25 protein-coding genes are annotated in these 26,117 nt (G+C 70.7%); 12 read left to right on the top strand and 13 right to left on the bottom strand.

Annotation, left to right across the window (positions count from 1 at the left end):
- Positions 1–81: 81 nt before the first annotated feature.
- Positions 82–1,296, bottom strand: a complete 1,215-nt coding sequence (locus tag OG959_RS21035) for a sensor histidine kinase (protein ID WP_326660633.1) — start codon at positions 1,294–1,296, stop codon at positions 82–84.
- Between the two features lie 96 nt (positions 1,297–1,392).
- On the opposite strand from OG959_RS21035, the gene OG959_RS21030 reads away from it, so the two are divergent.
- Together OG959_RS21030 and OG959_RS21025 are read left to right on the top strand one after the other, a co-directional pair.
- Positions 1,393–2,388, top strand: a complete 996-nt coding sequence (locus OG959_RS21030; RefSeq protein WP_326660631.1) for an SAM-dependent methyltransferase — start codon at positions 1,393–1,395, stop codon at positions 2,386–2,388.
- Positions 2,389–2,444: 56 nt separating this feature from the next.
- Positions 2,445–3,587, top strand: a complete 1,143-nt coding sequence (locus OG959_RS21025) for an NADH-quinone oxidoreductase subunit D (RefSeq protein ID WP_219567351.1) — start codon at positions 2,445–2,447, stop codon at positions 3,585–3,587.
- Between the two features lie 19 nt (positions 3,588–3,606).
- On the opposite strand, the gene OG959_RS21020 is transcribed toward OG959_RS21025, so the two are convergent.
- From OG959_RS21020 to OG959_RS21005, 4 genes are all read right to left on the bottom strand, one after another.
- Complete coding sequence (locus OG959_RS21020) at positions 3,607–4,638, bottom strand: hypothetical protein (RefSeq protein ID WP_326660628.1); 1,032 nt, start codon at positions 4,636–4,638, stop codon at positions 3,607–3,609.
- 101 nt (positions 4,639–4,739) lie between these two features.
- A complete protein-coding gene (locus OG959_RS21015; protein ID WP_326660626.1) occupies positions 4,740–5,726 on the bottom strand; it encodes an ABC transporter substrate-binding protein in 987 nt (328 codons plus the stop codon).
- 70 nt (positions 5,727–5,796) lie between these two features.
- Complete coding sequence (locus tag OG959_RS21010) at positions 5,797–6,471, bottom strand: ABC transporter permease (RefSeq protein WP_326660624.1); 675 nt, start codon at positions 6,469–6,471, stop codon at positions 5,797–5,799.
- A 2-nt stretch (positions 6,472–6,473) separates the two neighbouring features.
- Positions 6,474–7,187 (bottom strand): ABC transporter permease, encoded by a 714-nt coding sequence (locus OG959_RS21005; protein WP_326660622.1) that lies wholly within the window; start codon positions 7,185–7,187, stop codon positions 6,474–6,476.
- Positions 7,188–7,316: 129 nt separating this feature from the next.
- On the opposite strand from OG959_RS21005, the gene OG959_RS21000 reads away from it, so the two are divergent.
- Positions 7,317–8,504, top strand: coding sequence for a betaine/proline/choline family ABC transporter ATP-binding protein (locus OG959_RS21000; protein ID WP_326660620.1), 1,188 nt, complete (start codon positions 7,317–7,319; stop codon positions 8,502–8,504).
- Positions 8,505–8,528: 24 nt separating this feature from the next.
- On the opposite strand, the gene OG959_RS20995 is transcribed toward OG959_RS21000, so the two are convergent.
- Positions 8,529–9,650 (bottom strand): alpha/beta hydrolase, encoded by a 1,122-nt coding sequence (locus OG959_RS20995; RefSeq protein WP_326660618.1) that lies wholly within the window; start codon positions 9,648–9,650, stop codon positions 8,529–8,531.
- 140 nt (positions 9,651–9,790) lie between these two features.
- Here OG959_RS20995 and OG959_RS20990 point away from each other — a divergent pair, with 140 nt between their 5' ends.
- The 6 genes from OG959_RS20990 (at position 9,791) to OG959_RS20965 (ending at position 14,770) form a co-directional block, all read left to right on the top strand.
- On the top strand, positions 9,791–11,632 hold the full coding sequence (locus tag OG959_RS20990; protein ID WP_326660616.1) for a phosphatidylglycerol lysyltransferase domain-containing protein: 1,842 nt from the start codon (positions 9,791–9,793) through the stop codon (positions 11,630–11,632).
- 30 nt (positions 11,633–11,662) lie between these two features.
- Positions 11,663–12,523, top strand: coding sequence for a dihydropteroate synthase (gene folP, locus OG959_RS20985; protein WP_442805605.1), 861 nt, complete (start codon positions 11,663–11,665; stop codon positions 12,521–12,523).
- Positions 12,520–13,002: a nuclear transport factor 2 family protein gene (locus OG959_RS20980; protein ID WP_219567338.1), complete on the top strand. Its 483-nt coding sequence runs from the start codon at positions 12,520–12,522 to the stop codon at positions 13,000–13,002. Before folP ends, OG959_RS20980 begins: the two co-directional genes overlap by 4 nt.
- A gap of 212 nt (positions 13,003–13,214) precedes the next feature.
- Entirely contained in the window at positions 13,215–13,574 is a 360-nt protein-coding gene (folB, locus tag OG959_RS20975; protein WP_148020000.1) for a dihydroneopterin aldolase, read from the top strand.
- Positions 13,571–14,182, top strand: coding sequence for a 2-amino-4-hydroxy-6-hydroxymethyldihydropteridine diphosphokinase (gene folK, locus OG959_RS20970; RefSeq protein ID WP_326660613.1), 612 nt, complete (start codon positions 13,571–13,573; stop codon positions 14,180–14,182). Before folB ends, folK begins: the two co-directional genes overlap by 4 nt.
- 105 nt (positions 14,183–14,287) lie before the next feature.
- Positions 14,288–14,770 (top strand): DUF3180 domain-containing protein, encoded by a 483-nt coding sequence (locus OG959_RS20965; RefSeq protein WP_148019998.1) that lies wholly within the window; start codon positions 14,288–14,290, stop codon positions 14,768–14,770.
- Positions 14,771–14,798: 28 nt separating this feature from the next.
- On the opposite strand, the gene folE is transcribed toward OG959_RS20965, so the two are convergent.
- The 6 genes from folE to dacB all read right to left on the bottom strand — a co-directional run bounded on the left by folE (position 14,799) and on the right by dacB (position 22,405).
- Positions 14,799–15,404 (bottom strand): GTP cyclohydrolase I FolE, encoded by a 606-nt coding sequence (folE, locus tag OG959_RS20960; RefSeq protein ID WP_326660608.1) that lies wholly within the window; start codon positions 15,402–15,404, stop codon positions 14,799–14,801.
- A gap of 150 nt (positions 15,405–15,554) precedes the next feature.
- Entirely contained in the window at positions 15,555–17,579 is a 2,025-nt protein-coding gene (ftsH, locus tag OG959_RS20955) for an ATP-dependent zinc metalloprotease FtsH (RefSeq protein ID WP_148019996.1), read from the bottom strand.
- Between the two features lie 206 nt (positions 17,580–17,785).
- Positions 17,786–18,325, bottom strand: a complete 540-nt coding sequence (hpt, locus tag OG959_RS20950; protein WP_037777945.1) for a hypoxanthine phosphoribosyltransferase — start codon at positions 18,323–18,325, stop codon at positions 17,786–17,788.
- 98 nt (positions 18,326–18,423) lie between these two features.
- The gene (gene tilS / locus OG959_RS20945; protein ID WP_326660605.1) at positions 18,424–19,515 is read right to left on the bottom strand and encodes a tRNA lysidine(34) synthetase TilS; all 1,092 of its coding nucleotides are present in this window, start codon (positions 19,513–19,515) and stop codon (positions 18,424–18,426) included.
- Positions 19,516–19,716: 201 nt separating this feature from the next.
- Positions 19,717–20,850: a zinc-dependent metalloprotease gene (locus OG959_RS20940; protein ID WP_219567327.1), complete on the bottom strand. Its 1,134-nt coding sequence runs from the start codon at positions 20,848–20,850 to the stop codon at positions 19,717–19,719.
- A gap of 49 nt (positions 20,851–20,899) precedes the next feature.
- Positions 20,900–22,405: a D-alanyl-D-alanine carboxypeptidase/D-alanyl-D-alanine endopeptidase gene (gene dacB, locus OG959_RS20935; protein WP_326660602.1), complete on the bottom strand. Its 1,506-nt coding sequence runs from the start codon at positions 22,403–22,405 to the stop codon at positions 20,900–20,902.
- An 86-nt stretch (positions 22,406–22,491) separates the two neighbouring features.
- Between dacB and OG959_RS20930 the strand changes: the two genes are divergently transcribed.
- Positions 22,492–22,986, top strand: a complete 495-nt coding sequence (locus OG959_RS20930) for an inorganic diphosphatase (protein WP_123525235.1) — start codon at positions 22,492–22,494, stop codon at positions 22,984–22,986.
- Between the two features lie 141 nt (positions 22,987–23,127).
- Positions 23,128–24,828, top strand: coding sequence for a threonine/serine ThrE exporter family protein (locus OG959_RS20925; RefSeq protein ID WP_326660601.1), 1,701 nt, complete (start codon positions 23,128–23,130; stop codon positions 24,826–24,828).
- Positions 24,829–24,852: 24 nt separating this feature from the next.
- Here OG959_RS20925 and OG959_RS20920 read toward each other — a convergent pair whose 3' ends face one another.
- Positions 24,853–25,569: a DedA family protein gene (locus tag OG959_RS20920; RefSeq protein ID WP_326660600.1), complete on the bottom strand. Its 717-nt coding sequence runs from the start codon at positions 25,567–25,569 to the stop codon at positions 24,853–24,855.
- 148 nt (positions 25,570–25,717) lie between these two features.
- On the opposite strand from OG959_RS20920, the gene OG959_RS20915 reads away from it, so the two are divergent.
- Positions 25,718–26,083 carry a YbjQ family protein gene (locus OG959_RS20915; RefSeq protein ID WP_326660599.1) on the top strand — a complete coding sequence of 122 codons (366 nt, stop codon included), beginning with the start codon at positions 25,718–25,720 and terminating at the stop codon, positions 26,081–26,083.
- Positions 26,084–26,117: the final 34 nt, after the last annotated feature.

Genomic DNA, 26,117 nt, shown 5'->3' with positions numbered 1-26,117 from the left:
CGTCCTGCGGTCGGTTCCGGCGTATCGGCAGGCCCGAAGGCCTCGTAGGACCTGAGGGGCCCCGAAGGCCCCGGAAAGGCCCTAGTTCGCGGCCTTGAGCGGCAGCAGCGCGCTGATCCGGAATCCGCCGCCGGGGCGCGGTCCGGCATCCAGTGTGCCGCCGACCATGCCGACCCGTTCGCGCATACCGATCATGCCGTGGCCCGCGCCGTCGGCGCCGCCGTCCTCGTACAGTTCGTGCGCCGCGCCCCGGCCGTCGTCCTCCACCAGAAGGCCGAGCCCGTCGTCGAAGTAGACCAGCCGCACACTGGCCCCGGCGTTCGGACCGCCGTGCTTGCGGGTGTTGGTCAGCGCCTCCTGCACGATGCGGTACGCCGTCAGCTCGACTCCGCTGGGCAGCGAGCGCGGGGTGCCCTCGATCCTGAAGTCGACGGCCAGACCGGCCGCTCTGACCTGCTCGATCAGATCCTCGATCTGCTCGACGTCGGGCTGCGGGACGTACTCCCCGGTCTCCGGGGCGTCGCCCGTGCGCAGGACTCCCAACAGCCGGCGCATCTCCGCGAGCGCCTGCCGGCCGGTGCTGGAGATCGTCTCCAGCGCCTGCCTGGCCTGGTCGGGGGCCGCGTCCATCACATAGGCGGCACCGTCCGCCTGCACCACCATCACCGAGACGTTGTGCGCGACGACGTCGTGGAGCTCGCGGGCGATACGGGCCCGCTCGGCCGCCACCGCGACCTTCGACTGCGCCTCGCGCTCCCGCTCCAGCCGGGCGGCGCGCTCCTCCAACTGGTCGAAGTAGGCCCGCCGGGTCCGCATCGAGTCGCCGAGCACCCAGGCCAGCACGAACGGCACCGTCATCACGACGACGAGGAAGACCGACTCGGCCCAGCCGCGCGGCATGTCCTCCCGCTCCGGCCAGCGGAGCTGGGAGAGCGTGGCCGCGCACAGACTGCACGCCAGGGCGAGCCGGGAGGCCCAGCGTTCGCCGACGGTGGCCACGGTGAAGGTGATCACCAGCATGGCGAAGTTCGCGACGGTCGGTCTGACCCCGAACGCCAGCTGGGCCACGCCCATCGCGATGGCGAGCAGCAGCATCTTCTCGGGTGCGCGCCGGCGCAGCGCCACGACGACGCAGAGGCCGATGACGATCGGCACGATGGCGACGCGCTCCGCGCGGCCGCCGTGCCCGACGTCGCCGACCACGATCGTCATGCCGGAGATCCCGAGGAGGAAGACAGCCCAGAAGCTGTCGACGCCCGTCGGGTGTCTGCGGATGAAGTCGTAGAGGCGCTGCACGTAACCCAGCGTAGGGAAAGGCGAGGGGGGCACGGGTCAGCCGAAGGACCGATCCGGGTCCGGAGACCGTACTCCCCAAGGTGGAGACTTGGGAACGTGACGGATGAGTGGCGTGGGTGGCAGGAGGCGGCCGAGACCGCTTTGTACGGGGACGGGGGGTTCTACCGGAGCCTGGAGGGGCCCGCGGGGCATTTCCGCACCTCGGTGCACGCGTCCCCGCTGTTCGCCGCGGCCGTCGCCCGGCTGCTGGTCAGGACGGCCGGGGAACTGCGGACCTCGTCCGTGGACCTGGTGGATCTGGGGGCGGGGCGCGGAGAGCTGTTGACGGGAGTGCTCGCCGCGCTGCCGGCCGAGGGCGGGGACGGCCTCACGGTACGGGCGTACGCCGTGGAGCTCGCCGCCCGTCCGCCCGGCCTGGACCCACGGGTCCAGTGGTGCGCGAAGCCGCCGCAAGGGGTGTGCGGGCTGCTCTTCGCCAACGAGTGGCTGGACAACGTGCCGGTGCCGGTCGCCGAGACGGACCCGGACGGGGTCGAGCGGTACGTCCTGGTGCGGACGGCGGACGGTGCGGAGCGGCTGGGCGAACCGGTGAGCGGGGCGGACGCGGAGTGGCTGCGCCGCTGGTGGCCCTCGGCCGGGCCGGGCAGCAGGGCGGAGATCGGCCGCCCGCGCGACGAGGCGTGGGCGGATGCGGTGGCCGCGCTGTCCGGCGGGCTCGCGGTGGCGGTGGACTACTGCCACGTACGGGAGGAGCGGCCGCCGTTCGGCACGCTGACCGGCTTCCGGGCGGGGCGCGAGGTGCGGCCGGTGCCGGACGGCAGCTGCGACCTCACCTCGCACGTGGCCCTGGACGCGTGCGCGGCGGCGGGCGGACCGGGCGCGGAGATCCGCACGCAGCGCGAGGAGCTGCGGCAGCTGGGCGTCACGGGTGAACGCCCGCCGCTGTCGCTCGCCTCCAGCGATCCGGCGGGTTACGTGCGGGCGCTGGCCTCGGCGGGGCAGGCCGCGGAGCTCACGGCCCGGGGCGGACTGGGCGACTTCGGGTGGCTGACGCAACGTGTCCGGGCCCCGTCCAGCCCCTCCGGCGATTGAGGAGCGGGGTCCGGGGCGGAGCCCCGGGAAGCCGGGCCGCAGGCAATACTGTCGGCATGACGGAGACGACAGTCGGCATCGGCGGCGCAGCGGAAAGCACCGACATGGTGCTCAACATCGGCCCCCAGCACCCCTCCACCCATGGCGTGCTCCGTCTGCGCATCGTCCTGGACGGCGAACGCATCCAGCACGCCGAACCGGTCATCGGCTACATGCACCGCGGCGCGGAGAAGCTCTTCGAGGCCCGCGACTACCGGCAGATCGTGATGCTCGCCAACCGCCACGACTGGCTGTCGGCGTTCTCCAACGAACTGGGCGTCGTGATGGCCGTCGAGCGGATGCTCGGCATGGAGGTCCCGGAGCGCGCGGTGTGGACCCGCACCCTGCTCGCCGAGCTGAACCGGGTCCTCAACCACCTGATGTTCCTCGGCTCGTACCCGCTGGAACTCGGCGGGATCACTCCGGTGTTCTACGCGTTCCGGGAACGCGAGGAGCTCCAGGCCGTGATGGAGGAGGTCTCCGGCGGCCGGATGCACTACATGTTCAACCGGGTCGGCGGCCTCAAGGAGGACCTCCCGGCGGGCTGGCTCGGCCGCGCCCGGGACGCCGTCGCGTCGGTCCGTTCCCGGATGGACGTCTACGACAAGCTGGTGCTCGGCAACGAGATCTTCCGGGGCCGTACCCGTGGAGTGGGCGTCCTGTCGGCGGAGGCGGTGCACGCCTACGGGGTGTCCGGGCCGATCGCCCGCGCCTCGGGCGTCGACTTCGACCTGCGGCGCGACGAGCCCTATCTGGCGTACGGGGAGCTCCAGGACACCCTGAAGGTCGTCACCCGTACCGAGGGCGACTGCCTCGCCCGGTTCGAGTGCCTGCTGGAGCAGACGCACAACGCCCTGGACCTGGCGGACGCCTGCCTGGACCGGATGGCGGACCTGGCGCCGGGTCCCATCAACCAGCGGCTGCCCAAGGTGCTGAAGGCCCCCGAGGGCCACACCTACGCCTGGACCGAGAACCCGCTCGGTGTCAACGGCTACTACCTGGTGTCCAAGGGCGAGAAGACCCCGTACCGGCTGAAGCTCCGCTCCGCCTCGTTCAACAACATCCAGGCACTCACCGAACTGCTGCCGGGCACGCTCGTCGCCGACATGGTGGCGATCCTCGGTTCGCTGTTCTTCGTCGTCGGCGACATCGACAAGTAGCCGCCTGCTCCGTCCCGTTCTACGAGATCGCGCTGCGGAGCTCCGCCACGTCCAGCTGCTCGGTCTCGTCGTGCGCGGTGAGGTCGATGACCTTGCCGACGGCCCGGTTCTCGGCCGCGCCCGTACGGTGCGCGGCCAGCGCCTCCTCGCCCACCACGTCGGCGAGGTCCTCGTTCTGCACGGACTCGATCGCGGCGTGCGCCTTCTGCGTACCGAAGAAGTCGAAGCTGCCCTGCGGCACCAGATGGCGGCGCGCCGCCGCGTAGGGAACGACCGCGCTGGCCGCCGGAACCGCGCGCGGAGCGGGCAGGGCCCGGTCCGGGCGGGTCGCGGGCAGGGCGGCCTGCGGACGACGGTGCTCGGCACCCGCCTGCCCGGCTGCTGCCTGCGGGTCCGCGGCCGCCGCGTGCTTCCCCTGCGGCTCCTCCGCCTCCCGGGCCCGCTCCGCGAGATCGCGCTTCCTGGCCTGCTCGGCGGTGCGCCGGGCCTCCTGGAGCGCCCCGTTGCGCGAGAGGTCGTCGAGGGCCTGGGCGGCCCGCAGATACGCGGACGGGGTGGGGGTGCTGCGTGCGGCGGGCAGTTCGCGGGGCGGCGCGGACGCCTCCAGCGCGAGCTGCCGACGGCTCTCCAGGACACTGGCGCGCTCGGTCTCCGCGTTGGCGTACCGCCGCAGCAGCGCGGCGTGCTCGCCCCGCAGCCCGGCGAGCTCCACGCGCTTGCGGCGCAGCTTCGTCTCCAGGCGGGCGCGCAGTTCGCGCGACTCCTCCAGATCGGCTTCCAGCTCCGCCACGCGTTCCTCGGCACGCCATTCGTCACTGGCGCGGGCGCGCGTCAGCTCCGCGACGCGACGGCCCGCCTCCCGGTCCCAGCTGCGCATCAGATACGCGCCGGTGACGGCGGCGGCCGCCGCGGCGGCGACCAGTCCGCGCAGGACCAGCGGCTCGGCGAGCAGCCAGGCCCCCGCGGCGCAGAGAACCGCCGCTCCGGCGACGACCGAAGGCGGAAGGATTCTGTGCAGAGGTGGCGAATGGCGATGGCGTCCACGTGGCATGGCCTGAAATTTACCGTGCGTACGGTCCGCTTGGGAGGCCGCCCGGCAATCTGTTCCCCGGCAGTTACCTGACGGCCCCTGAATCGCTCATTCCGCCCTTGCTACTTCTTGATCAGACCTTTCGTCTCCAGGTATTCCCTGGCGACATCGCCGGGCTTGGCGCGCTCGGCGTCGACCTTGCGGTTCAGTTCGGCCAGATCCTGTGTCGTGAGCGCGTCGGTGAGCTTGCCGAGAGCGTCGGCGATGTCCTGGGCACCGGCGTCCTCGGCATTGAGGACGGGCAGCACGTTGTCCGCGTTCTGCAGCTTCTTGTCGTCCTCCAGGAAGACCAGCCCGAAGGTGTCCAGCACCGCGTCCGTGGTCGTGGTCAGGACCAGCTGGTCCTTGCCGTCCTTGACCGCCTGCTTGGACTGCGGGGTGCCGACTCCCTTGGGGTCGATGCCGGTGACGTCGATGCCGTACGTCTTCTTCAGCCCGGGTGCGCAGAACGGCCGCACCTCGCACTCGTCACCCGCCGCGATCTTCACCTTGATCTTGGAGGCACCGAGATCCGAGAGCGTCTTGAGCTTGTTCTTGTCGGCGAATTCCTTGGTGACCGCGAACGCGTTCTGGTCGACGGCCGCACCGGCCGGCAGCACCTTCAGCCCGCGCGGAGTGGCGAGCTTCTCCAGAGCGGCGACCGTGGCCGCGGTGTCGCCCGAGGCGACCGGCTTCGCCTCGGCCGCCTTCGCCCCGTTCACCTTGGCGTTGAGGAATTCCGCGATCGTCGCCGCGTATTCCGGAACGACGTCGATCTCGCCCTTCTCCAGCGACGGTTCGTAGAGTTCGCGGTTCTTCACCGTGGTGACCGACGTGCTGTATCCGGCCTCCGACAGAACGCCGGCGTACAGCTCCGCGAGCACCTTGGACTCGGTGAAGGCGGCGGCGCCGACGACCAGCGAGCCCTTCTTCCCCGAGCCCTTGTCCGCGTCGGACGCTGCGGATCCGCCCTTGTCCTTCTCCAGGCTGTCGCCGCCGCAGGCGGCGAGCGAGCCCGCGAGCGCGACGATGCCGATGACCGCACCGGCCAGGCGCGAGGTCCTGCTCATACTGTTCTCCGTCCACGGCAACGAGGCCATATGCGATATGCGTTATCGGTTGAGTGGGCCGGCCGGACGCTCATGCCGTCCGGCGGCGGCGCAGCGGCGACAGCAGCCGGTCGATGCCGACCAGTGCCGTCTCCACCAGCAGCGCCAGTCCGGCGACCAGCAGGGCGCCCGCGACCACCTGCGGGGTGTTGTACGTGTTGAAACCGGCGGTGATGATCCGGCCGAGACCGCCCTGGCCGACCATCGCGGCGATCGTCGCGGTGGCCACGACCTGCACCGCCGCCGAACGCAGCCCGGTCATGATCATGGGGTAGGCCAGCGGGAGTTCGACCCGGAGGAAGAGCTGACCGCCGGACATGCCCATCCCCCGCGCGGCCTCCGCCACCGAACGGTCCACCTCCGTCATCCCGACGTAGGCGTTGGTCAGCAGCGGCGGTACGGCGAACAGCACCAGGGCGATGATCGTCGGTATGTATCCCGCGTTGCGCAGCGGCGAGACCATGAAGAGGGCCAGCACCGCGAAGACCGGTATCGCCCGCCCCACGTTGGAGATGTTGACCGCGAGCGCACCGCCCTTCCCGATGTGTCCCAGGTACAGGGCGATGGGCAGGGCGATGGCACAGGACAGGGCGAGCGCCACCCCGCTGACGTACAGATGCTCGCCGAGCCGGTGGGCCACCCCGCTCTCCCCCGACCAGTTGGCACCGGTGGTGAGCCAGGTCCAGGCCTCGCCGAGAACTCCCACGGTCAGACCGCCTTCGCCGGAACGGGTGCGCCCACGGCGTCGCGGGCGGCCGGTATTCGGGTCCAGGGGGTCAGCAGCCGCTGGACACCGAGCAGCAGCAGATCCGCGACCACCGCGAGCAGGACGCAGAGCACCGAGGCGGCCAGCACCTGGGCCTTGAAGAAGCTCGGCAGGGCGTCCTCGATGAGATTGCCCAGGCCGCCGCGGCCGACGATCGATCCGACGGTGGTCAGCGCGATCGTGGACACCGTGGCGATCCGTATCCCGGCCATCAACGCCGGCATGGCCAGCGGGAGTTCCACCTCCCACAGCAGGCGCACCGGCCCGTATCCCATACCCCGGGCGGCTTCCTTCGCCTCCTGCGGCACCGCCTGGAGACCCGCCAGGATGTTGCGTACGAGAATCGTCAGCGAATACAGCACGAGTCCGGTGACGACGAGCGCCGCGGAGAGTCCGAACAACGGCAGCAGGAGCGAGAACATCGCGAGCGACGGCACCGTGTAGAGCACCGTCGTCAGCCCGAGCACGGGTCCGGCGAAGCGCCGGCCGCGACGGGCGAGCAGCGCCAGCGGAAAGGCCACGGCCACCCCGATCGCCACCGAGACGGCGGTGATCCAGATGTGCTGCACCGTCGCGTCCGTCAACTCCTGGCTGCGGGAGCGGAGATACTCACCGCAGATCCAGTCGTTCGTCACCAGGCAGTTCCGTCCGGCCATCCGTCCCCCACCTCCCGATCGCCTCTCGTACTGATGTCCGGCGAGCCTATCCTCGACCACTGACAATCACCGAGGCCGTTGTATTCCAGCAACACGTCCTTCACAGAACACGCGCGACAATGGGGAACCATGATCCGTTTCGAGCACGTCACCAAGCGGTATGCGGACGGCACCACCGCCGTCGACGACCTTTCCTTCGAGGTCGCCGAAGGTGAACTCGTCACGCTCGTCGGGCCGTCGGGCTGTGGCAAGACGACCACCATGAAGATGGTGAACCGGCTGATCGAACCGACCGAGGGCCGGATATTCCTCGACGGGGACGACATATCCGCCATCGACCCCGTCCAGCTGCGGCGCCGTATCGGCTATGTGATCCAGCAGGTCGGTCTGTTTCCGCACCGGACCGTGCTGGAGAACACCGCGACCGTCCCGCATCTCCTCGGCTGGAAGCGAGGAAAGGGCCGGGCCCGCGCCGCGGAACTCCTCGACCTGGTCGGACTCGATCCTTCCGTTTATGGCGACCGCTATCCGGAACAGCTGTCCGGTGGTCAGCGCCAACGCGTCGGCGTGGCCCGGGCATTGGCGGCGGACCCCCCGGTGCTGCTGATGGACGAACCTTTCGGCGCGGTCGACCCGGTCGTCAGGGAACGCCTGCAGAACGAATTCCTGCGGCTTCAGGCCCAGGTCCGCAAAACCGTGCTGTTCGTGACGCACGACATCGAGGAGGCCGTCCGCCTCGGCGACCGTATCGCCGTCTACGGACAGGGCTCGATCGAGCAGTTCGACTCACCTGCCACCGTGCTCGGCGCCCCCGCCACCGACTACGTCGCCGACTTCGTCGGCGCGGACCGCGGACTCAAGCGGCTCTCGGTCACCCCCGTCGAGGAGAGCGACCTCGACCGGCCGCCGGTCGTCCATCTCGACGACCCGCTGGACCGGGCGACCGAGCGGCTGCGCGCGGAAGGGGCACGCTGGGCCGTGGTGCTGGACGGCGACGGCCGGCTGCACGGCTGGATCCCGGCCGATGACGCACTGAGCGGCGCCAAGGGCACGGTCCGCGAGCACGCCCGCCGGATGGAGGCCTGGCTGCCCGTCGGCGCCCCGCTCAAGCAGGCGTTCGCCACCATGCTCCAGCACGACGCCGGCTGGATCGCGGTCATCGACGAGCAGAGCGAGGGCCGGTTCCTCGGAGTGCTCACCCCGGCCCGGCTCCACGAGGCGCTGCGGCGTTCCATCAGCGCCGACGACCGGGCCGTTCCGCGCGCCGAAGTGGCCGTCGAGAGCGTGGCGGTCGTCGCGAAGACCACGGGGGACTGAGGCGGCCCGGCTCAGCGCCTCCGGTCAGCTCTCGCTCAGCCGGCCGCTCATCCACTCCAGCGCCGCGGGGATCTCCCGGCGCCAGGTGTTGAAGTTGTGCCCACCGCTGTCCAGCACGATCGACGAGACCCGCGCGGGCCGCTTCACCTCGGCCACGAACTTCCGCGTCGCGGCGTAGTTCGCCTCACCCCGGCGGGACGTCGTCACCAGGAAGGACGATTCGGGCTGCGGCCGGTGCTCCAGGGACCACAGCAGATCGGCACGCTCGCGCGCCCGCCGGTCGCCGTGGAAGAGGTCACCGGTCGTCGGGTCCTCGGCCGCCTTGTAGTACGCCGAGAGCCCCGCGCTCGCCGTGAAGCGTCCCGGATGGTGCAGGCCGATCTTCAGGGCGCAGTAGCCACCGGTCGAGTTGCCCATGATCCCCCAGTTCCGGGCGTGCCGCCCGACCCGGTACTCCGCCGAGACGGCGGACTGCAGGTCGTCCGAGAAGAACGTCTCGGTCTTCGGGCCGTCCTTTATGTCCACGCACTCGGTGTCCCGCGGCGGCGCCACGGTCGGCCGCAGCATCACCAGGATCATCGGCTGGGAGCGGCCCGCCCGCACCCGTCCGAGTGATGTCTTCGGGTAGTCGAGCCCCTTGATGAGGTTCTCCGCGGTGCCCGGGTAGCCGGTGAGCACCACGACCGCCGGGAACTTCCGCCGGGCGTACGCCTCCTGGAAGTACTCCGGCGGCAGGTACACATAGGCCGAGGTCTCGATTCCCGAGCTCCGCCCGGCGATCACGACCTTGTCGATCCGCCCGGCCGAGGCGGGACGGGAGCCCCCCGGCACATCGGGCCGCCGCGTCCCCACCCGGACGATGTTCTTCTCCGCCAGGGTCCCCTGGGCATGGTCGGTCACCACACCCAGATCCTGCTTCTGACCGAACAGATCGGCCCAGGAGCCGTAGAAGAGGAACGAGTTGTTGGCCATCAGGCCGACGGAGACGAAGACCGCCACCTGGGTCCCCAGCAGCAGCCCCACCCTGCCCAGCACCACGGGGACACTGCGCCGGGCGAGCCTCGGCCAGCACCAGATCGTGACGGCGAACAGCACGACGGCCAGCGTGATCGCCGAAATCAGCACGGCGTTGCCGGTAAGGCCCATGGCGGTAGAACTTTCTTGTCAGGAAATTTCCGGGTGCCGGGTGAACCCACGGCCCGGAAGCCTCGTCCTAGAGGTCGCACATCGTCCGCAGGGCTCCGGCCGACGGACTCCAAGAATCTCTCGCGGAACCACGGGAAGCGATGTCTGTCACGCTAGATGGGGATAAATCGGGATCGGTTCCGAATGGTGTACGCCGGTTCGTACACGGACCGCGACCCGAGACCGTGCCGGCACTCGTCGGCACCGCCAGCACCGCCGTCGGCCTGATCGACGTCGCGGCGGGCGTCTTCCCGCGCTTCCGGCACAGCCGGATGCACACCCTCGCCGAGGTGCTCCCCGGCGCCCTCGGCCCCTTCGCCGCCGCGCTCTCGCTGAGCGCCGGCGTCCTGCTGCTGCTCCTGGCCCACGGGCTGAAGCGGCACAAGCGCCGGGCCTGGCGGGCCGCCGTCGTCCTGCTCCCGGCCGGTGCGGTGGCCCAGTTCACCTACCGGCACTCGGTCCTGGGCGCCGTCGTCTCGCTGACACTGTGCTACCTGCTGGTGCGCCACCGGAGTGAATTCGCCGCGCTCCCCGACCCGCGCAGCCGTTGGAGGGCCCTGGCCAACTTCGTCCTGCTCGGAGCGGGTTCGCTCGGGCTCGGCCTGGTCATCGTGAGCGTCCACCCGGGCCGCCTGGTCGGGAACCCGAGCATCGCCGACCGGCTCCAGCACGTGCTCTACGGGCTGTTCGGCTTCGAGGGCCCGGTCGAGTACTCCGGCGACACCTCCTGGACCGTGGCCTACTCGCTGGGCGCGCTCGGCCTGCTGACCGCCGTCACCACGATCTACCTCGCCTTCCGGCCCGAACACCCGGCGGCCCGTCTCACCGAGGACGACGAGGCACAGCTGCGCGCCCTGCTGGAGCGGCACGGCCGCCGCGACTCGCTGGGCCACTTCGCGCTCCGCCGCGACAAGGCCGTGGTCTTCTCCCCCAGCGGCAAGGCCGCCGTCTGCTACCGCGTGGTGTCCGGGGTGATGCTGGCCAGCGGCGACCCGATCGGCGACGTGGAGGCCTGGCCCGGCGCCATCGAACGCTTCATGGACGAGGCCAGGGCGCACTCCTGGACCCCCGCGGTGATGGGCTGCAGCGAGACCGGCGGCGAGGTCTGGACCCGCGAGACCGGCCTCGACGCGCTGGAACTCGGCGACGAGGCGGTGGTGGATGTCGCGGATTTCTCGCTCGCCGGACGCGCGATGCGCAACGTGCGCCAGATGGTGAAGCGCATTGAGCGCGGTGGGTACGAGACGCGGGTCCGGCGCGTGGCCGACATCGGCGAGGCCGAACTGGCCCGCATCCGGCGGGCCGCCGCCGACTGGCGCGGCACGGACACCGAGCGCGGCTTCTCCATGGCACTCGGCCGGATCGGCGACGGCGCCGACCGGGACTGCTTCGTCGCCACCGCCCACAAGGCCGGGGAGCAGGACGCGGACTCCCCGTACGGCGATCTGAAGGCCGTGCTCCACTTCGTCCCGTGGGGCACCGACGGGATGTCCCTCGACCTGATGCGCCGCGACCGCGCCGCGGACCCGGGGATGAACGAGCTGCTGATCGTCGCCTCCCTGCAGGCCGCGCCCCGGCTCGGCATCACGCGTGTCTCGCTGAACTTCGCGATGTTCCGCTCCGCCCTGGCCCGCGGCGAGAAACTGGGGGCCGGGCCGGTTCTGCGGGTCTGGCGCGGGCTGCTGGTCTTCCTGTCGCGCTGGTTCCAGATCGAGTCCCTGTACAAGTTCAACGCCAAGTTCCGGCCCCGCTGGGAGCCCCGGTTCGTGGTCTACCGCACCGCCCGCGACCTTCCCCGGATCTCCCTGGCGGCGATGCAGGCGGAGGGCTTCGTCAGCTTCGCGCTCCCCCGCCCGCTGGCCCGCCGGCTGCCGGCGGGCGGGCGGCGCCCGTGCCCGCACATGCGGGCCTCCACGGGGGAGCACGGTGTCCGTCCGGCGTGACCGGTCTCCGTACGGGCCTACGCTGGTCGTATGAGTACGTTGCATGGACGAGGCACGGTGCAGGGCCTGCCGGAGTGGGACCGCTGCGCGGTCATGGGTGTCGTGAACGTGACCCCGGACTCCTTCTCCGACGGGGGCCGCTGGTTCGACACCACCGCGGCCGTCAAGCACGGCCTCGACCTGGTCGGCGAGGGCGCCGACCTGGTCGACGTCGGCGGTGAGTCGACCCGCCCCGGTGCGAGCCGGGTGGACGAGTCGGAGGAGCTGCGGCGGGTGGTCCCGGTGGTCCGCGGCCTGGCCTCGGAGGGGGTCACGGTCTCCGTCGACACCATGCGGGCCCGGGTCGCCGAGCAGGCCGTCGCCGCGGGAGCGGTCCTGGTCAACGACGTGAGCGGCGGGCTCGCCGACCCGGACATGGTCCCGGTCGTCGCCGCCGCCTCGGTGCCGTTCGTCGTCATGCACTGGCGCGGCTTCAGCGAGTCCATGAACAGCAGGGCGGTGTACGGGGACGTCGTCGCCGAGGTCGTCGAGGAGCTGCGGGTCCGGATGGACGCCGTGGTCGCCGGGGGTGTCGCCCCCGAACGGGTCGTGATCGACCCGGGCCTCGGCTTCGCCAAGGACGCCTCCCACGACCTGTCGCTCATCGCCCGCCTCGACGCGCTGCACGGCCTCGGCCGCCCGCTGCTGGTCGCCGCGTCGCGGAAGCGGTTCCTGGGGCACGTACTGGCCCGTGAGGGTGGGGCCCCGCCGCCCGCCCGCGAGCGCGACGCGGCCACCGCCGCGGTCTCCGCGCTCTCCGCCCGGGCCGGTGCCTGGGCCGTCCGGGTCCACGAGGTACGGGCCACCGCCGACGCCGTCCGGGTCGCCCGCGCGGTCGAGGGAGCCGCGTGAACGAGCCGCAGGACGAGCAGACCTCCGCCGCCGACGACATCGAGGCGGTCGAGCGGGCCAACACCGCCTTCTACGAGGCCATGGAGCGCGGCGACCTGGACGAGCTGACCGGGCTCTGGCTGCCCGGGGAGGACCTCACCGTCTCCTGCGTCCACCCCGGCTGGCCGGTGCTCACGGGACGCGGCGAGGTGCTGCGCAGCTACGCCCTGATCATGGCGAACACCGAGTACATCCAGTTCTTCCTGACCGACGTCGGGGTCTCCATGACGGGCGACACCGCCCTGGTGACCTGCACCGAGAACATCCTCAGCGGCGGTCCCGCCGAGGAGGGCAGCTCCCTGGGGCCGCTCGTCGGCCAACTGGTCGTCGCGACCAATGTGTTCCGCCGCACTCCGGACGGCTGGAAGCTCTGGTCCCACCACGGCTCGCCCGTACTGGCCGAAACCGGTGAGGAAGAGGACGAAGACTCCTCGTCCTGAATGGGTACAACGCCGTTATGGGCCCGAAAGGCAGCTCGGCGGGGTTGGAACCGGGCACATCGGGGTATCAGCGGCTACCAGTCCCGTACCGCCGTGTCCATAGCCCCCGCGGGGGAGGACTGTCGGCGCTCGCAGGTAGATTCGGAAATGGGTATGCGGCCGCCCGCACGTGGTTCCGTGCCCCTTCGACAACAACAGCAGGAGTGATTCGCGTGGATCGTGTCGCGCTGCGCGGCCTCAAGGCCCGTGGGCACCATGGCGTCTTTCCCCGGGAACGGGAAGAGGGACAGACGTTCATCGTGGACCTGGTGCTCGGCCTCGACACCCGCCCCGCGGCAGCCGCGGACGACCTCACCAGGACCGTGCACTACGGCGTGGTCGCCGAAGAGGTCGTGGCCGTGGTCCAGGGCGAACCGGTCGATCTGATCGAGACGCTCGCGGAGCGCATCGCCCAGCAGTGCCTCAAGCACGAAGGCGTCGAGGAGGTGGAGGTCGTGGTCCACAAGCCGGATGCGCCCATCACCGTCCCCTTCGACGACGTCACCATCACCATCACCCGGAGCCGAGCATGACTGCATTTTCTACCGAGGGGCAGAGCGACCCGACCGTACAGCCGGTTCCCGCCTCCGTGGTCGAGCAGGTGGACGCCGCGGACATCACCCTCTCCAACCCCAAACGCGCCGTGATCTCCCTCGGCTCCAACCTGGGCAACCGCCTGGAGACCCTCCAGGGCGCCATCGACGCTCTGGAGGACACGCCGGGCCTCCGGGTCAAGGCCGTCTCCCCCGTGTACGAGACGGAGCCGTGGGGCGTCGACCCCGGCTCCCAGCCGTCGTACTTCAACGCGGTCGTCGTCGTGAAGACGACGCTCCCCCCGTCCTCCCTCCTTGAGCGCGGCCAGGCCATCGAGGAGGCCTTCGACCGGGTCAGGGAGGAGCGCTGGGGGCCGCGCACCATCGACGTGGACATCGTCGCGTACGCCGACGTCGTCTCCGACGACCCGGAGCTCACCCTCCCCCACCCCCGGGCCCGCGAGCGCGCCTTCGTGCTCGCCCCGTGGCACGACGTGGACCCCGAGGCCCAACTGCCCGGCGCCGGCCCGGTCGCCGCTCTGCTGGCCGGTGTGGGGCGCGACGGCGTACTGCCCCGGGCCGACCTGGAACTCCGGCTGCCCGAGTAGTCGTTAGGCTCGAAGGAGACAGCAGGACATCCACAGGCCAGGCCTCCACGGGCCGGAACACGAACGGGCCTGGACATCCACAGGCGGCGAAGGGCGGCTCACCCGGTGAAGCAACTACGGCTCGGAGTACTGGCCGGCCTCTTCGCCGCGGCCGGGGTGCTGTCCTGGGGCGGCGCCCGCCTCTGGGACTCCCTCGGCACCCTGCCGAGCGTCCCGCTGTTCGCGCCCATCGTGCTCGCGGTGATCGCCGTGGTCCTGCTGGCGACGGCGCTCTCCATCCGCTCCCGGCTGCGCGCCCAGCGCGAGCGCCGGCCGGGCGCGAAGGGCGTCGAGCCCCTGATGGCGGCCCGTGCCGTGGTCTTCGGCCAGGCCAGCGCACTCGTCGTCGCCCTGGTCGCCGGAATGTACGGCGGCGTCGGCGTCTTCCTGCTCGGCTCCCTCGACATCCCGGCCCGCCGCGACCAGGCCATCTACGCGGGCTTCGCGGTCCTGGCGGGCATCGCGGTGATCGCGGCCGCCCTGTTCCTGGAACGCGTCTGCAAGCTCCCCGACGACGAGGACGACAACAAGAACGCGGCGGCGGCGTAGGCCGCCCGTTCCCGTCCCGGCCGGCGCGTCAGCGCGCCATGATCAGGCTCATGGCCTCGGCGCGCGTCGCGGGGTCGCGGAGCTGTCCGCGCACCGCCGAGGTCAGCGTCTTCGCGCCGGGCTTGCGGATCCCTCGCATCGACATGCACATGTGCTCGCACTCCACGACGACGATGACGCCGCGCGGCTCCAGAATCCCCATCAGGGACTCGGCGATCTGCGTGGTGAGCCGTTCCTGGACCTGCGGCCGGCGGGCGTAGACGTCCACGAGGCGGGCCAGCTTCGACAGGCCGGTGATCTTGCCGCTGGTCGCCGGGATGTATCCGACGTGCGCCACTCCGCGGAACGGCACCAGGTGGTGCTCACAGGTGCTGAACACCTCGATGTCCTTGACCAGCACCATCTCGTCGTGGCCCAGGTCGAACGTGGTCGTCAGGACGTCCTCGGGCTCCTGGTACAGACCCGCGAATATCTCCTTGTACGCCCGCGCCACCCGCCCCGGCGTCTCCCGCAGCCCTTCCCGGTCCGGGTCCTCCCCGACGGCGATGAGCAGCTCGCGTACGGCCGCCTCGGCCCGCTTCTCGTCGAACTCGCCAATCGAACCCTGGCCGTCCAGCGTCACCGGGTCGGTCATCTGTGCCTCGTTCCTCAGAGCTGTCACTGCGTGGACATCCGCGCAGGTGTACGGAAAAGCCGCGCCCCCACAGGCTAAAACCTGGGGGGCGCGGCATCCATTCCGGGCCCGGTGAAGCCCCCGTGACAGGGGCCACACCGGGGTCGGTGTCTAGCTCTCGGGACGCTCCTCGGGGATCGCCTCGGTCACCGGAACCGTATCCGTGACCGAGCCGTTCGCCGTGGTGGCGCCGTTGGTGAGGGCGAGCTCCTTCGGGGAGAGCACCGGCGGCCGGGTGGACGGCGTGCGCCGGGCGGAGCCGGTCCACGCCGGACGGGCCGGACGCTTGACGATCGGAGCGAAGATCTCGGCGATCTCCGCCTTGCCGAGGGTCTCCTTCTCAAGGAGCTGGAGAACCAGGGCGTCCAGAACGTCGCGGTTCTCGACCAGGATCTCCCACGCATCGTTGTGCGCGGTCTCGATGAGCTTCTTGACCTCTTCGTCGACCAGCGCGGCGACCTCTTCCGAGTAGTCGCGCTGGTGGCCCATCTCGCGGCCCACGAACGGCTCGGTGTTGTCGCCACCGAACTTGATCGCGCCGAGCCGCTCCGTCATGCCGTACTGCGTGACCATCGCGCGGGCCGTTGCCGTGGCCTTCTCGATGTCGTTCGCAGCACCGGTCGTCGGGTCGTGGAAGACCAGCTCCTCGGCCGCGCGCCCGCCCAGCATGTAAGCCAGCTGGTCGAGCATCTCGTTGCGCGTCGTGGAGTACTTGTCCTCCTCCGGGAGCACCATCGTGTAACCGAGGGCGCGGCCGCGGGAGAGGATCGTGATCTTGTGGACCGGGTCCGCCTGAGGTGAGGCCGCCGCGACCAGGGCGTGTCCGCCCTCGTGGTACGCGGTGATCTTCTTCTCCTTCTCGGACATGATCCGGGTCCGCTTCTGCGGACCCGCCACCACGCGGTCGATGGCCTCGTCGAGCATGTTGTTGTCGATCAGCTTCAGGTTGCCGCGCGCCGTGAGGAGCGCCGCCTCGTTCAGCACGTTCGACAGGTCGGCACCGGTGAAACCGGGCGTACGACGGGCAACGGCGCCGAGATCGACGTCCGGTGCGACCGGCTTGCCCTTCTGGTGGACCTTGAGGATCTCCAGTCGGCCCAGCATGTCCGGCCGGTCGACCGCGATCTGCCGGTCGAAACGGCCCGGGCGCAGCAGCGCCGGGTCGAGGATGTCCGGACGGTTCGTGGCGGCGATCAGGATGACGCCACCCTTCACGTCGAAGCCGTCCATCTCCACGAGCAGCTGGTTCAGCGTCTGCTCGCGCTCGTCGTGGCCGCCGCCCATACCGGCACCGCGGTGCCGGCCGACGGCGTCGATCTCGTCGACGAAGACGATCGCCGGGGCGTTCGCCTTGGCCTGCTCGAAGAGGTCACGGACACGGGAGGCACCGACACCGACGAACATCTCGACGAAGTCGGAACCGGAGATCGAGTAGAACGGGACGCCCGCCTCGCCGGCGACGGCGCGTGCGAGCAGCGTCTTGCCCGTACCGGGAGGTCCGTACAGCAGGACACCCTTGGGGATCTTGGCGCCGACGGCCTGGAACTTCGCCGGCTCCTGCAGGAACTCCTTGATCTCGTGGAGTTCCTCGACCGCCTCGTCCGAGCCCGCCACATCGGCGAACGTCGTCTTCGGGGTGTCCTTGGTGATCAGCTTGGCCTTGGACTTGCCGAACTGCATGACCTTGGAGCCGCCACCCTGCATCTGGTTCATCAGAAACAGGAAGACGACCACGATGAGGACGAACGGCAGCAGCGAGAAGAGGATCGAGACGAACGGGGACTGCTTCGACGGCGAGACGGTGTAACCGTTCTCGATGTCACCGCTCTCGAACTTCTTCTGCAGCGTATCGGCGAGCTCGACGCCCTGGTTGCCGATGTAGCTCGCCTGGAACTTGCTGCCGGACTCGCCCGAGAGCTTCTGGTCCTTTTTCAGCTCGATCTTGATGATGTGATCGTCACCGGTGGTGAGCTTGGCCTCATCCACCTGGTTCTTACTGATCGCCTGGATCACCTTGCCGGTGTCCACCGTCTTGTAGCCGCCACCCGAGCCGACGACATTCATCAACACGACCACGGCGAGGACGGCCAGCACGATCCACATGACCGGCCCACGGAAGTATCGCTTCACGTCCATCCATACGGAGCGAAGTCGCCCCGTCCCTCCTGCCCGTAGGTAAATGCTGCTGTGAGTAAAGACTGTTCTTCGGACGGTACCCCAGCATTGTCACCGACGACCGTCGGGGACGTCTGTCAAACCCGCCTTCGAAGGCTCAACGGCGGGAAATCGGTGAGGGTTCCCCGCCGCCGGGGCGGGTTCGCCGGTGCCGCCGTCAGCCGCCGTCAGCCGCCGTACACGTGCGGGGCGAGGGTGCCGACGAAGGGCAGGTTGCGGTACTTCTCCGCGTAGTCCAGCCCGTAGCCGACGACGAACTCGTTGGGGATGTCGAACCCGACCCACTTGCAGTCGAGCGCGACCTTCGCCGCGTCCGGCTTGCGCAGCAGGGTGCAGATCTCCAGCGACGCGGGCTCGCGCGAACCCAGGTTCGACATCAGCCAGGACAGCGTCAGGCCCGAGTCGATGATGTCCTCGACGATCAGGACGTGCTTGCCCTTGATGTCGGTGTCGAGGTCCTTGAGGATCCGGACGACACCGGAGGACTGGGTGCCCGCGCCGTACGACGAGACGGCCATCCAGTCCATGGTGACGGGGGTGGACAGCGCGCGCGCCAGGTCCGCCATGACCATCACCGCGCCCTTGAGGACTCCGACGAGGAGCAGGTCCTTGCCCGCGTACTCCGCGTCGATCTTCGCGGCCAGTTCGACGAGCTTCGCGTCGATCTCTTCCTTGGTGAGGAGCACCGACTGAAGGTCGGTGCCCATGTCCTTCTCGTTCACCCGCGTCTCTTTCTTTGCCTGCCGGGTCCGGGACGGTGCCCGGGCCTGCGCGGCCGCTCGCCTGCATGTCAGCCGCTTGTACGTCAGCTCTGCCGAATCACCAGTCTGCCACCCTGGCGCAGGGCTTCGACGCGGCCGGGGAGGTTGATGGCCTGCTGGCCGCGCCAGCCGGTGATGAGGCGGTCGACTTCCTCGATGTGCCGGGCGAAGAGGGACCCGGCCGGGGAGCCCGCCTCTATGGCCGCGCGGCGCAGGACGCGGCGGCGGACGGCGGGAGGCAGCGCGTGCAGCTTGGCGCACTCCAGCCGGCCCGCGTCGTCGCGTACATCACGCCCGGCCTCGGCGGCCCAGGTGTCCAGGGCGTCGGCGTCGTCGCGGGAGAGCTGCGCCGTGCGGGCCAGCGCCTCGACGACTCCTTTGCCCAGCGCCTTCTCCAGGGCGGGCAGGCCCTCGTGGCGCAGCCGGGAGCGGGTGTAGGCGGGGTCGATGTTGTGCGGGTCGTCCCAGACGGGCAGGGACTGGGCCATGCAGGCCGTGCGGGCGGTCTGCCGGTCGAGTTGGAGGAAGGGGCGGCGGTAGCGGCCGGCCGGTCCGGATGCGGCGGCCATGCCGGAGAGGGAGCGGATACCCGAACCGCGGGCGAGGCCCAGCAGTACCGTCTCCGCCTGGTCGTCGCGGGTGTGGCCGAGGAGAACGGCGGCGGCGCCGTGGCGTTCGGCGGCGGCGTCCAGGGCCGCGTAGCGGGCGTCGCGGGCGGCGGCTTCGGGCCCGCCGTCATGGCCGACCCGCACGGCGACGGCCTCGACCGGGTCGAGGTCCATGGCGGTGAGGCGGCCGACGACCTCGGTGGCGCGGGTGTCGGAGCCGTTCTGGAGGCCGTGGTCGACGGTGATGCCACCGGCCCGGACGGCGAGCTTCCGGGCCTCGAAGGCGAGGGCGGAGGCGAGCGCCATGGAATCGGCGCCGCCGGAACATGCGACCAGTACCAGGGGGGTATCGGTGCGTTCGGGAAGTGCGGGGCGCCGCCTGCCCGCCCCGGCCTCGGCGAGCTCGGGATGCGGGGCGCGCGGGACGCGCCCGGTGCGTTCGGTCTGTTCGGCGAATTCGGTGAGTACGTCGTGGAGTACGCGGCGGACCGCCAGGCGTATCGCCGCGACCGCAGGATGGGGACCCATGTCCGGTGCCCTTCGTGAAGTTCTGGAGAGGTGCCTCCGAGTGGCGGGACGGAGAAAAGTGCCGTCACTCAGAGTGCGTCGATGGTGACAGAGCAAACCCGTTCATCGAGCATTGCACGCCTTCCCATGCCCCTACGGTCCCTCGGATGGGTGATTACCGGCGCGTTGCCCTCGGGTCCCGGGCTCGTGCGCGAGCCGTGATCATGACTCTGCCTTACGGTGCACCCTCGCGATCCAGTCCTCCGGCCGGGCGATCTCCGCCTTGGTCGGGAGGGTGTTGGGCGAGGTCCAGACCCGGTTGAAGCCGTCCATCCCGACCTCGTCGACCACGGCGCGCACGAACCGCTCCCCGTCGCGGTACTGGCGCAGCTTGGCGTCGAGCCCCAGGAGCTTGCGCAGCGCCTGGTCGAGGCGGCTCGCGCCGCGCGCCCTGCGCTGCTGGAACTTCTCCCGGATCTCGCCGACGGAGGACACGACCTCGGGGCCGACGCCGTCCATCACGTAGTCGGCGTGCCCCTCCAGCAGGGACATCACCGCGGTGAGCCGGCCGAGGATCTCGCGCTGGGCGGGCGTCTGGACGATCTCGACGAGGCTGCGGCCGCCGTCCTCGCCCTCCTCGCCCTCGGGCCGGCCGCCGGCCAGCGACTGGGCGGCCTCGCGGAGCCGTTCGAGCACCGTCATCGGGTCGACGTCGGTCTCGTCGAGAAATGACTGGATCTCGCCCTGCAGATGGTCGCGGAGCCAGGGCACCGCGGTGAACTGCGTGCGGTGCGTCTCCTCGTGGAGGGCGACCCAGAGGCGGAAGTCGTGCGGATCCACCTCCAGCTCCCGCTCGACGTGGACGATGTTCGGGGCGACCAGCAGGAGCCTGCCGCCGCCGTCGGCCGAGGCCGGGAGCTCACGGGTGGCGGGGGCGAACGTCTCGTACTGGCCGAGAACCCGGGAGGCCAGGAACGACAGCAGCATCCCCACCTCGACACCGGTCACCTTGGAGCCGACCGCGCCGAGCACGGCGCCGCCCGCACCGCCGCCGCGCCGCTCCTCCATCTTCTCCAGGAGGGGGCGCAGCAGTTCCCGGAAGCCCGCGACGTTCGCCTTGATCCAGCCCGCCCGGTCGACGACCAGGACCGGGGTGTCCTCCGGTTCGGTCCCCTCCGGGATCATCCGGGTGAAGGAACGGACGTGCTCCTCCGCCGCCTTGGCATGCCTGCGCAGCTCCGCGACGACCTCTCGGGCCTCCTCGCGGCTGATCTCGGGACCCGGCCGCACAAGCCGGGTCGCTGTCGCGACCGCGAGATTCCAGTCGACCATCCCGGCACCACCGATGCTCGTCATGCGTCAACCGTACGTGCTCGGTCCTTGTTCGGGTGAGGTGTTGACCGGCTCATCGCCTGCCGGCGGCCAGTGCGGTCGCGAGCGCGTCGAGGGCGGACTGGGCCTCGGACGGGGCGGTGGTGCCCGACGCGAGGAAGGCGAAGGCGAGCAGCCGGCCGTGGGGGTCGACGACCGTGCCGGAGAGGCTGTTGACGCCCGTGAGGGTGCCGGTCTTGGCGCGGATCAGGCCGGTGCCGCCGGATTTCGTGGTGTAGCGGTCGCTGAGTGTGCCGCTGAAGCCGGCGACCGGGAGACCGGTGAGGACGGGGCGGAGCTCCGGGTGGTCCTGGTCGGCCGCGCGGGCCAGGAGCCCGGCGAGCAGGGCGGCGGTGACCTTGTCCTTGCGGTTGAGCCCGCTGCCGTCGGCGACGGTCACGCCCTTCAGCGGCAGACCCAGCTTCTTCAGCTGCGCGGTGACGGCCCGTCGGCCGCCGTTGAAGTCGGCCGGTTCGCCCGCGGCGAGCGCGGTCTGCCGGGCGAGTGCCTCGGCGATGTCGTTGTCGCTGTTGGTCAGCGCGCGCTCGACGAGGGCGGACAGCGGGGCAGACAGGTGCTTGGCGACGGGCCGGGACTTCGCGGCCGCCCGGCCGGGGGCGGCGCCGTCCCCGATGCCGATCCCGGCCTCGTCCAGCAGTTCACCGAAGGCGTCGGCGGCGTCGCGGGCGGGGTCCCCGCTGCGCGGCGCGGGGCCACTGGAGGTGTCGTCGAGCCGGCCCTCGTTCATCATCAGGGCGCTCACGGGCGCGATGTTCTCGTTGGGGCCGATCGGGTGGAGTGCGGGTCCCGAGTAGCCGGAGGTGTCGTACCGAAGCCGCACCGAGCGGACCCCGCCGTCCTTGAGGGCGCGGGCCGTGTCGGCGGCCAGGGAGCGCAGGGCCGCCCGGTCGAGGGTGGGGTCGCCGCCGCCGACCAGCGTCACGGTACGCAGATCGGCGGAGGCTCCGACGGTCGTGGGGATGCGGTGGGCCGGGCCGAGCGCGGTCAAGGCCGCGACCGTGGTGGCGATCTTGACGGTGGACGCGGGTGTCATGGGGGTGTCGGCCCCCAGCCCGTACAGCCGCTTGCCGGTGGCCGTGTCGATGACGACGGCACTGCGCCGGGTACCGAGCGCCGCGTTCTTCAGCAGCGGGTCCAGCACGGCACGGAGTCCGGCCGCTGCTCCGTCCGGGGCGGCCGCGGCGTCCGGCGCGGGCTCGTCGGTACCGGTGCCGAGCGCCGCGAGTACGGCCGGGGCGCTGGGCGCCGGGGCGGGCCGGGAGGGAGCGGCGGGCTCGTGATGTGCGCCACCTGTACGGGCCCGGGCGGCCGCCCAGTCCTGCTCGGCCTTACGCTGACCCGAGTCCCAGGGACCGGCGGCGAAGACGGCGCCGGCTGCGAGCGCCAGGCCCAGGGCAGCGGAGACGGCCGTGAACTGCCGGTTACTCAGTCCGCCGCGCACACCCAGGCGGTCCGCGAGAGCCGTCCCGGTCTGTGCGGAGAACGGATTGATCGACCGTCTTTTCACCGGCTCGGCCACCGTTGACCAGCCCCTTTCGCGAGCACACAACTCCGTGGGGGACACTTAACCATCAGTCGTATGTGTTGATCATGGAGGAGCCACCCGTGGAGTTCGACGTCGTTATCGAGATCCCGAAGGGTTCGCGGAACAAGTACGAGGTGGACCACGAGACCGGTCGGATCCGCCTGGACCGTCGACTCTTCACCTCGACCAGCTACCCGGCCGACTACGGCTTCGTCGAGAACACCCTCGGCGAGGACGGCGACCCGCTGGACGCGCTGGTCATCCTGGAGGAGCCGACCTTCCCCGGCTGCCTCATCAAGTGCCGCGCGATCGGCATGTTCCGGATGACGGACGAAGCCGGCGGCGACGACAAGCTGCTGTGCGTGCCGGCCTCCGACCCCCGGGTGGAGCACCTGCGCGACATCCACCACGTGTCGGAGTTCGACCGCCTGGAGATCCAGCACTTCTTCGAGGTCTACAAGGACCTGGAGCCCGGCAAGTCCGTCGAGGGCGCCGACTGGGTCGGCCGGGTCGAGGCCGAGGCCGAGATCGAGAACTCGTACAAGCGCCTCGAGGCGCAGGGCGGCGCGCACTGACGTTCCGCTTGCGGTTCTGAGCACGCTGCCGGGCGGCACACCTTCACGGGTGTGCCGCCCGTTCGCATGACCGCCCATAGGCGTGGCCATACTGGGCAGGAGTGCGGCCGAAGACGCGCAGCCGACGAGGAGCGAGGTCGAGTGGTAGCGGAACCGGGCGGTCCCGAGGACCAGAAGCCCCAGTCCGACGAGGCGCGCAGCGCCTTCTCCCAGCCCGCCGGGGTCGGGAGGTCCGCAGGCCCGCCGGACGACGACCATCCGACGTCGGAGTTCTCCCTGCCCTCGGGGCTGACACCCGAGCCACCGGGTCCGCCGTCCGGCCCGGGAACGGGTTCCGCTTCCGGTTCGGACACGATCGGTTCCGCTTTCGCCCCGCCGCGCACCTACGACGCCCGGAACTCCCCGCCCGCCTTCACGCCGGCGCACGGCATCCCGATGATCCGGCTGACCAAGGAAGCCCCCTGGCAGGACCGGATGCGCACGATGCTGCGGATGCCGGTCCACGACCGTCCGGCACCGGAAACGGTCCAGCGGCACGACGACGACGCGGGCCCCGCGGTGCCGCGCGTGCTCGACCTGACCCTGCGTATCGGGGAGCTGCTGCTCGCCGGCGGTGAGGGGGCCGAGGACGTCGAGGCGGCGATGTTCGCGGTGACCCGCAGCTACGGGCTCGACCGCTGCGAGCCGACGGTCACCTTCACGCTGCTGTCGATCTCGCACCAGCCGTCGCTGGTCGAGGACCCGGTGACGGCGAGCCGGACCGTACGGCGCCGAGGCACCGACTACACCCGGCTGGCCGCGGTCTTCCGGCTGATCGACGACATCACGACCGTGGAGGGCGAGATCTCGCTGGAGGAGGCCTACCGGCGCCTCGCGGAGATCCGTCGTAACCGGCATCCGTACCCCGGCTGGGTGCTCACCCTGGCCGCCGGCGGGCTGGCGGGCGCGGCATCGGTGCTGGTCGGCGGTGGGGCGCTGGTGTTCCTGATCGCCGCGCTCGGGGCGATGCTCGGTGACCGGCTGGCCTGGCTGTGTGCCGGACGCGGGCTGCCGGAGTTCTACCAGTTCGTCGTGGCGGCGATGCCGCCCGCCGCGATGGGCGTGGCGCTGACCCTCACCCACTGGTCGGACGTACGGCCGTCGGCGGTGATCACCGGTGGGCTCTTCGCGCTGCTGCCGGGGCGGGCGCTCGTGGCGGGGGTGCAGGACGGCCTGACCGGGTACTACATCACCGCGTCGGCGCGCCTGCTGGAGGTCATGTACTTCTTCATCGCGATCGTGGCCGGGGTGCTGCTGGCGCTCTACGGGGGTCTTCAGCTGGGTGCCGAGCTGGACCCGGAGGCACGGTTGATCTCCCATGACCGGCCGGTGACGCAGATCCTGGCGTCGATGGTGCTGACGCTGGCCTTCGCGATCCTGCTCCAGCAGGAGCGGTCCACGGTGCTGGCGGTGACCCTCAACGGCGGTGTGGCCTGGGTCATCTACGGGGCGATGGCGCGCACGGGCAATCTGTCCGCGGTGGCGGCGACGGCCGCGGCGGCCGGTCTCGTCGGGCTCTTCGGGCAGTTGTTCTCGCGCTACCGCTACACCTCGTCGCTGCCGTACATCACGGCGGCGATCGGTCCGCTGCTGCCCGGCTCGGCCACGTACTTCGGTCTGCTGGGCGTCGCGCAGAACGAGCTGGACCGTGGGCTCGCCTCCCTGTCGACCGCGGTGGCGACGGCGCTGGCCATCGCGATCGGGGTGAATCTGGGAAGCGAGATCTCCCGGCTGTTCATGCGAGTACCGGGAGCGGTCGGCGGAGCGAACCGCCGCGCGGCCAAGCGGACGCGCGGCTTCTGACGGGGGCCTGCGGGCGGGGCGGTGTCAGCGCTTGGCGTGGCGGCCGCCGCGGCGGCCCGCGGCCGTGCTGCCACCGGCGGCCGGGTCCTGGTGCTCGTCCTCGCCCGACGCGGCTTCCTTCTTCGACTTGCTGCGGGCGCGCAGGAACTCGATGCCGATCGGCACGACCGAGATCAGCACGATCAGGACGAGCATCGCCTCGATGTTCTTGTGGACGAACTCGATCTGGCCGAGCCCCGCGCCGAGGAGCGTCACTCCGACGCCCCACAGGATTCCGCCGATGATGTTGAACGTGATGAACGAGCGGTAGTTCATCCGGCTGACACCGGCGATGATCGGCGTGAACGTCCGCACGATGGGCACGAAGCGGGCCAGGATCAGCGACTTCGGCCCGTACTTCTCGAAGAACTCGTGGGCCTTCTCGACGTTCTCCTGCTTGAAGAGGCGGGAGTCCGGGCGGTTGAAGAGCGAGGGGCCGACCTTGCGGCCGAAGAGGTAGCCCACCTGGTCGCCGATGATCGCCGCCAGGGCGACCAGGACGCAGACCAGCCACAGCGGGGTGTCCAGCTTGTCCGTCGTCACCAGCAGACCCGTGGTGAACAGGAGCGAGTCGCCGGGCAGGAAGAACCCGATCAGCAGCCCGGACTCGGCGAAGACGATGACCAGCACACCGATCAGCCCGAACTGCCCGATGAGGTGGTCCGGGTCCAGCCAGCTCGGTCCGAGCGCAAGCGTATTCAAGGGTCCGGGCTCCAGGATGTGGTCGATGGCGGCTGCGTGGCCGCCCAAAGCTATCAACGCCGCAGCCCCCCTCCCGGTTCCACTGGCCCCCGTGGAGATGCACACAGGATGAACCGGGGCAAAACTCGGTCCCAGGAGGTGCCACACCATGGGCATTGAGGATTACGGCGGCGGTCAGACGGCACAGTCCGATGTGCTGGTCGTCACCACCAATGACGTACCCGGCCACCAGGTGACACAGGTCATCGGCGAGGTCTTCGGCCTGACGGTCAGGTCCCGCCATCTCGGCAGCCAGATCGGTGCCGGACTGAAGTCCATGATCGGCGGCGAGCTGAAGGGGCTGACGAAGACGCTCGTCGAGACCCGCAACCAGGCCATGGAACGGCTGGTGGAACAGGCGCGGGCCCGTGGCGCCAACGCGGTGCTGATGATGCGCTTCGACGTGACCGAGGCGGCGGACGTGGGCACGGAGGTCTGTGCGTACGGCACCGCCGCGGTGATCAGCAGGATCTGAGCGGCGTACGGGGGTGGGGCGCCCCGCCCCCGTA

This window comes from Streptomyces sp. NBC_00385, assembly GCF_035917155.1.
GTDB classification, from domain to species: domain Bacteria; phylum Actinomycetota; class Actinomycetes; order Streptomycetales; family Streptomycetaceae; genus Streptomyces; species Streptomyces poriferorum.
Note: the sequence above shows the minus strand (reverse complement) of the source record. Positions and strands in the feature narration are given on the sequence as shown.

Coding starts and splice junctions, on each gene's coding strand:
- OG959_RS21025 (WP_219567351.1), top strand. CDS start 2,445: ATGACGGAGACGACAGTCGGCATCGGCGGCGCAGCGGAAAGCACCGAC.
- OG959_RS21020 (WP_326660628.1), bottom strand. CDS start 4,638: ATGCCACGTGGACGCCATCGCCATTCGCCACCTCTGCACAGAATCCTT.
- OG959_RS21015 (WP_326660626.1), bottom strand. CDS start 5,726: ATGAGCAGGACCTCGCGCCTGGCCGGTGCGGTCATCGGCATCGTCGCG.
- OG959_RS21005 (WP_326660622.1), bottom strand. CDS start 7,187: ATGGCCGGACGGAACTGCCTGGTGACGAACGACTGGATCTGCGGTGAG.
- OG959_RS21000 (WP_326660620.1), top strand. CDS start 7,317: ATGATCCGTTTCGAGCACGTCACCAAGCGGTATGCGGACGGCACCACC.
- OG959_RS20995 (WP_326660618.1), bottom strand. CDS start 9,650: ATGGGCCTTACCGGCAACGCCGTGCTGATTTCGGCGATCACGCTGGCC.
- OG959_RS20990 (WP_326660616.1), top strand. CDS start 9,791: ATGTCTGTCACGCTAGATGGGGATAAATCGGGATCGGTTCCGAATGGT.
- folP (WP_442805605.1), top strand. CDS start 11,663: ATGAGTACGTTGCATGGACGAGGCACGGTGCAGGGCCTGCCGGAGTGG.
- folK (WP_326660613.1), top strand. CDS start 13,571: ATGACTGCATTTTCTACCGAGGGGCAGAGCGACCCGACCGTACAGCCG.
- folE (WP_326660608.1), bottom strand. CDS start 15,404: ATGACCGACCCGGTGACGCTGGACGGCCAGGGTTCGATTGGCGAGTTC.
- ftsH (WP_148019996.1), bottom strand. CDS start 17,579: ATGGACGTGAAGCGATACTTCCGTGGGCCGGTCATGTGGATCGTGCTG.
- hpt (WP_037777945.1), bottom strand. CDS start 18,325: ATGGGCACCGACCTTCAGTCGGTGCTCCTCACCAAGGAAGAGATCGAC.
- tilS (WP_326660605.1), bottom strand. CDS start 19,515: ATGGGTCCCCATCCTGCGGTCGCGGCGATACGCCTGGCGGTCCGCCGC.
- OG959_RS20940 (WP_219567327.1), bottom strand. CDS start 20,850: ATGACGAGCATCGGTGGTGCCGGGATGGTCGACTGGAATCTCGCGGTC.
- OG959_RS20915 (WP_326660599.1), top strand. CDS start 25,718: ATGGGCATTGAGGATTACGGCGGCGGTCAGACGGCACAGTCCGATGTG.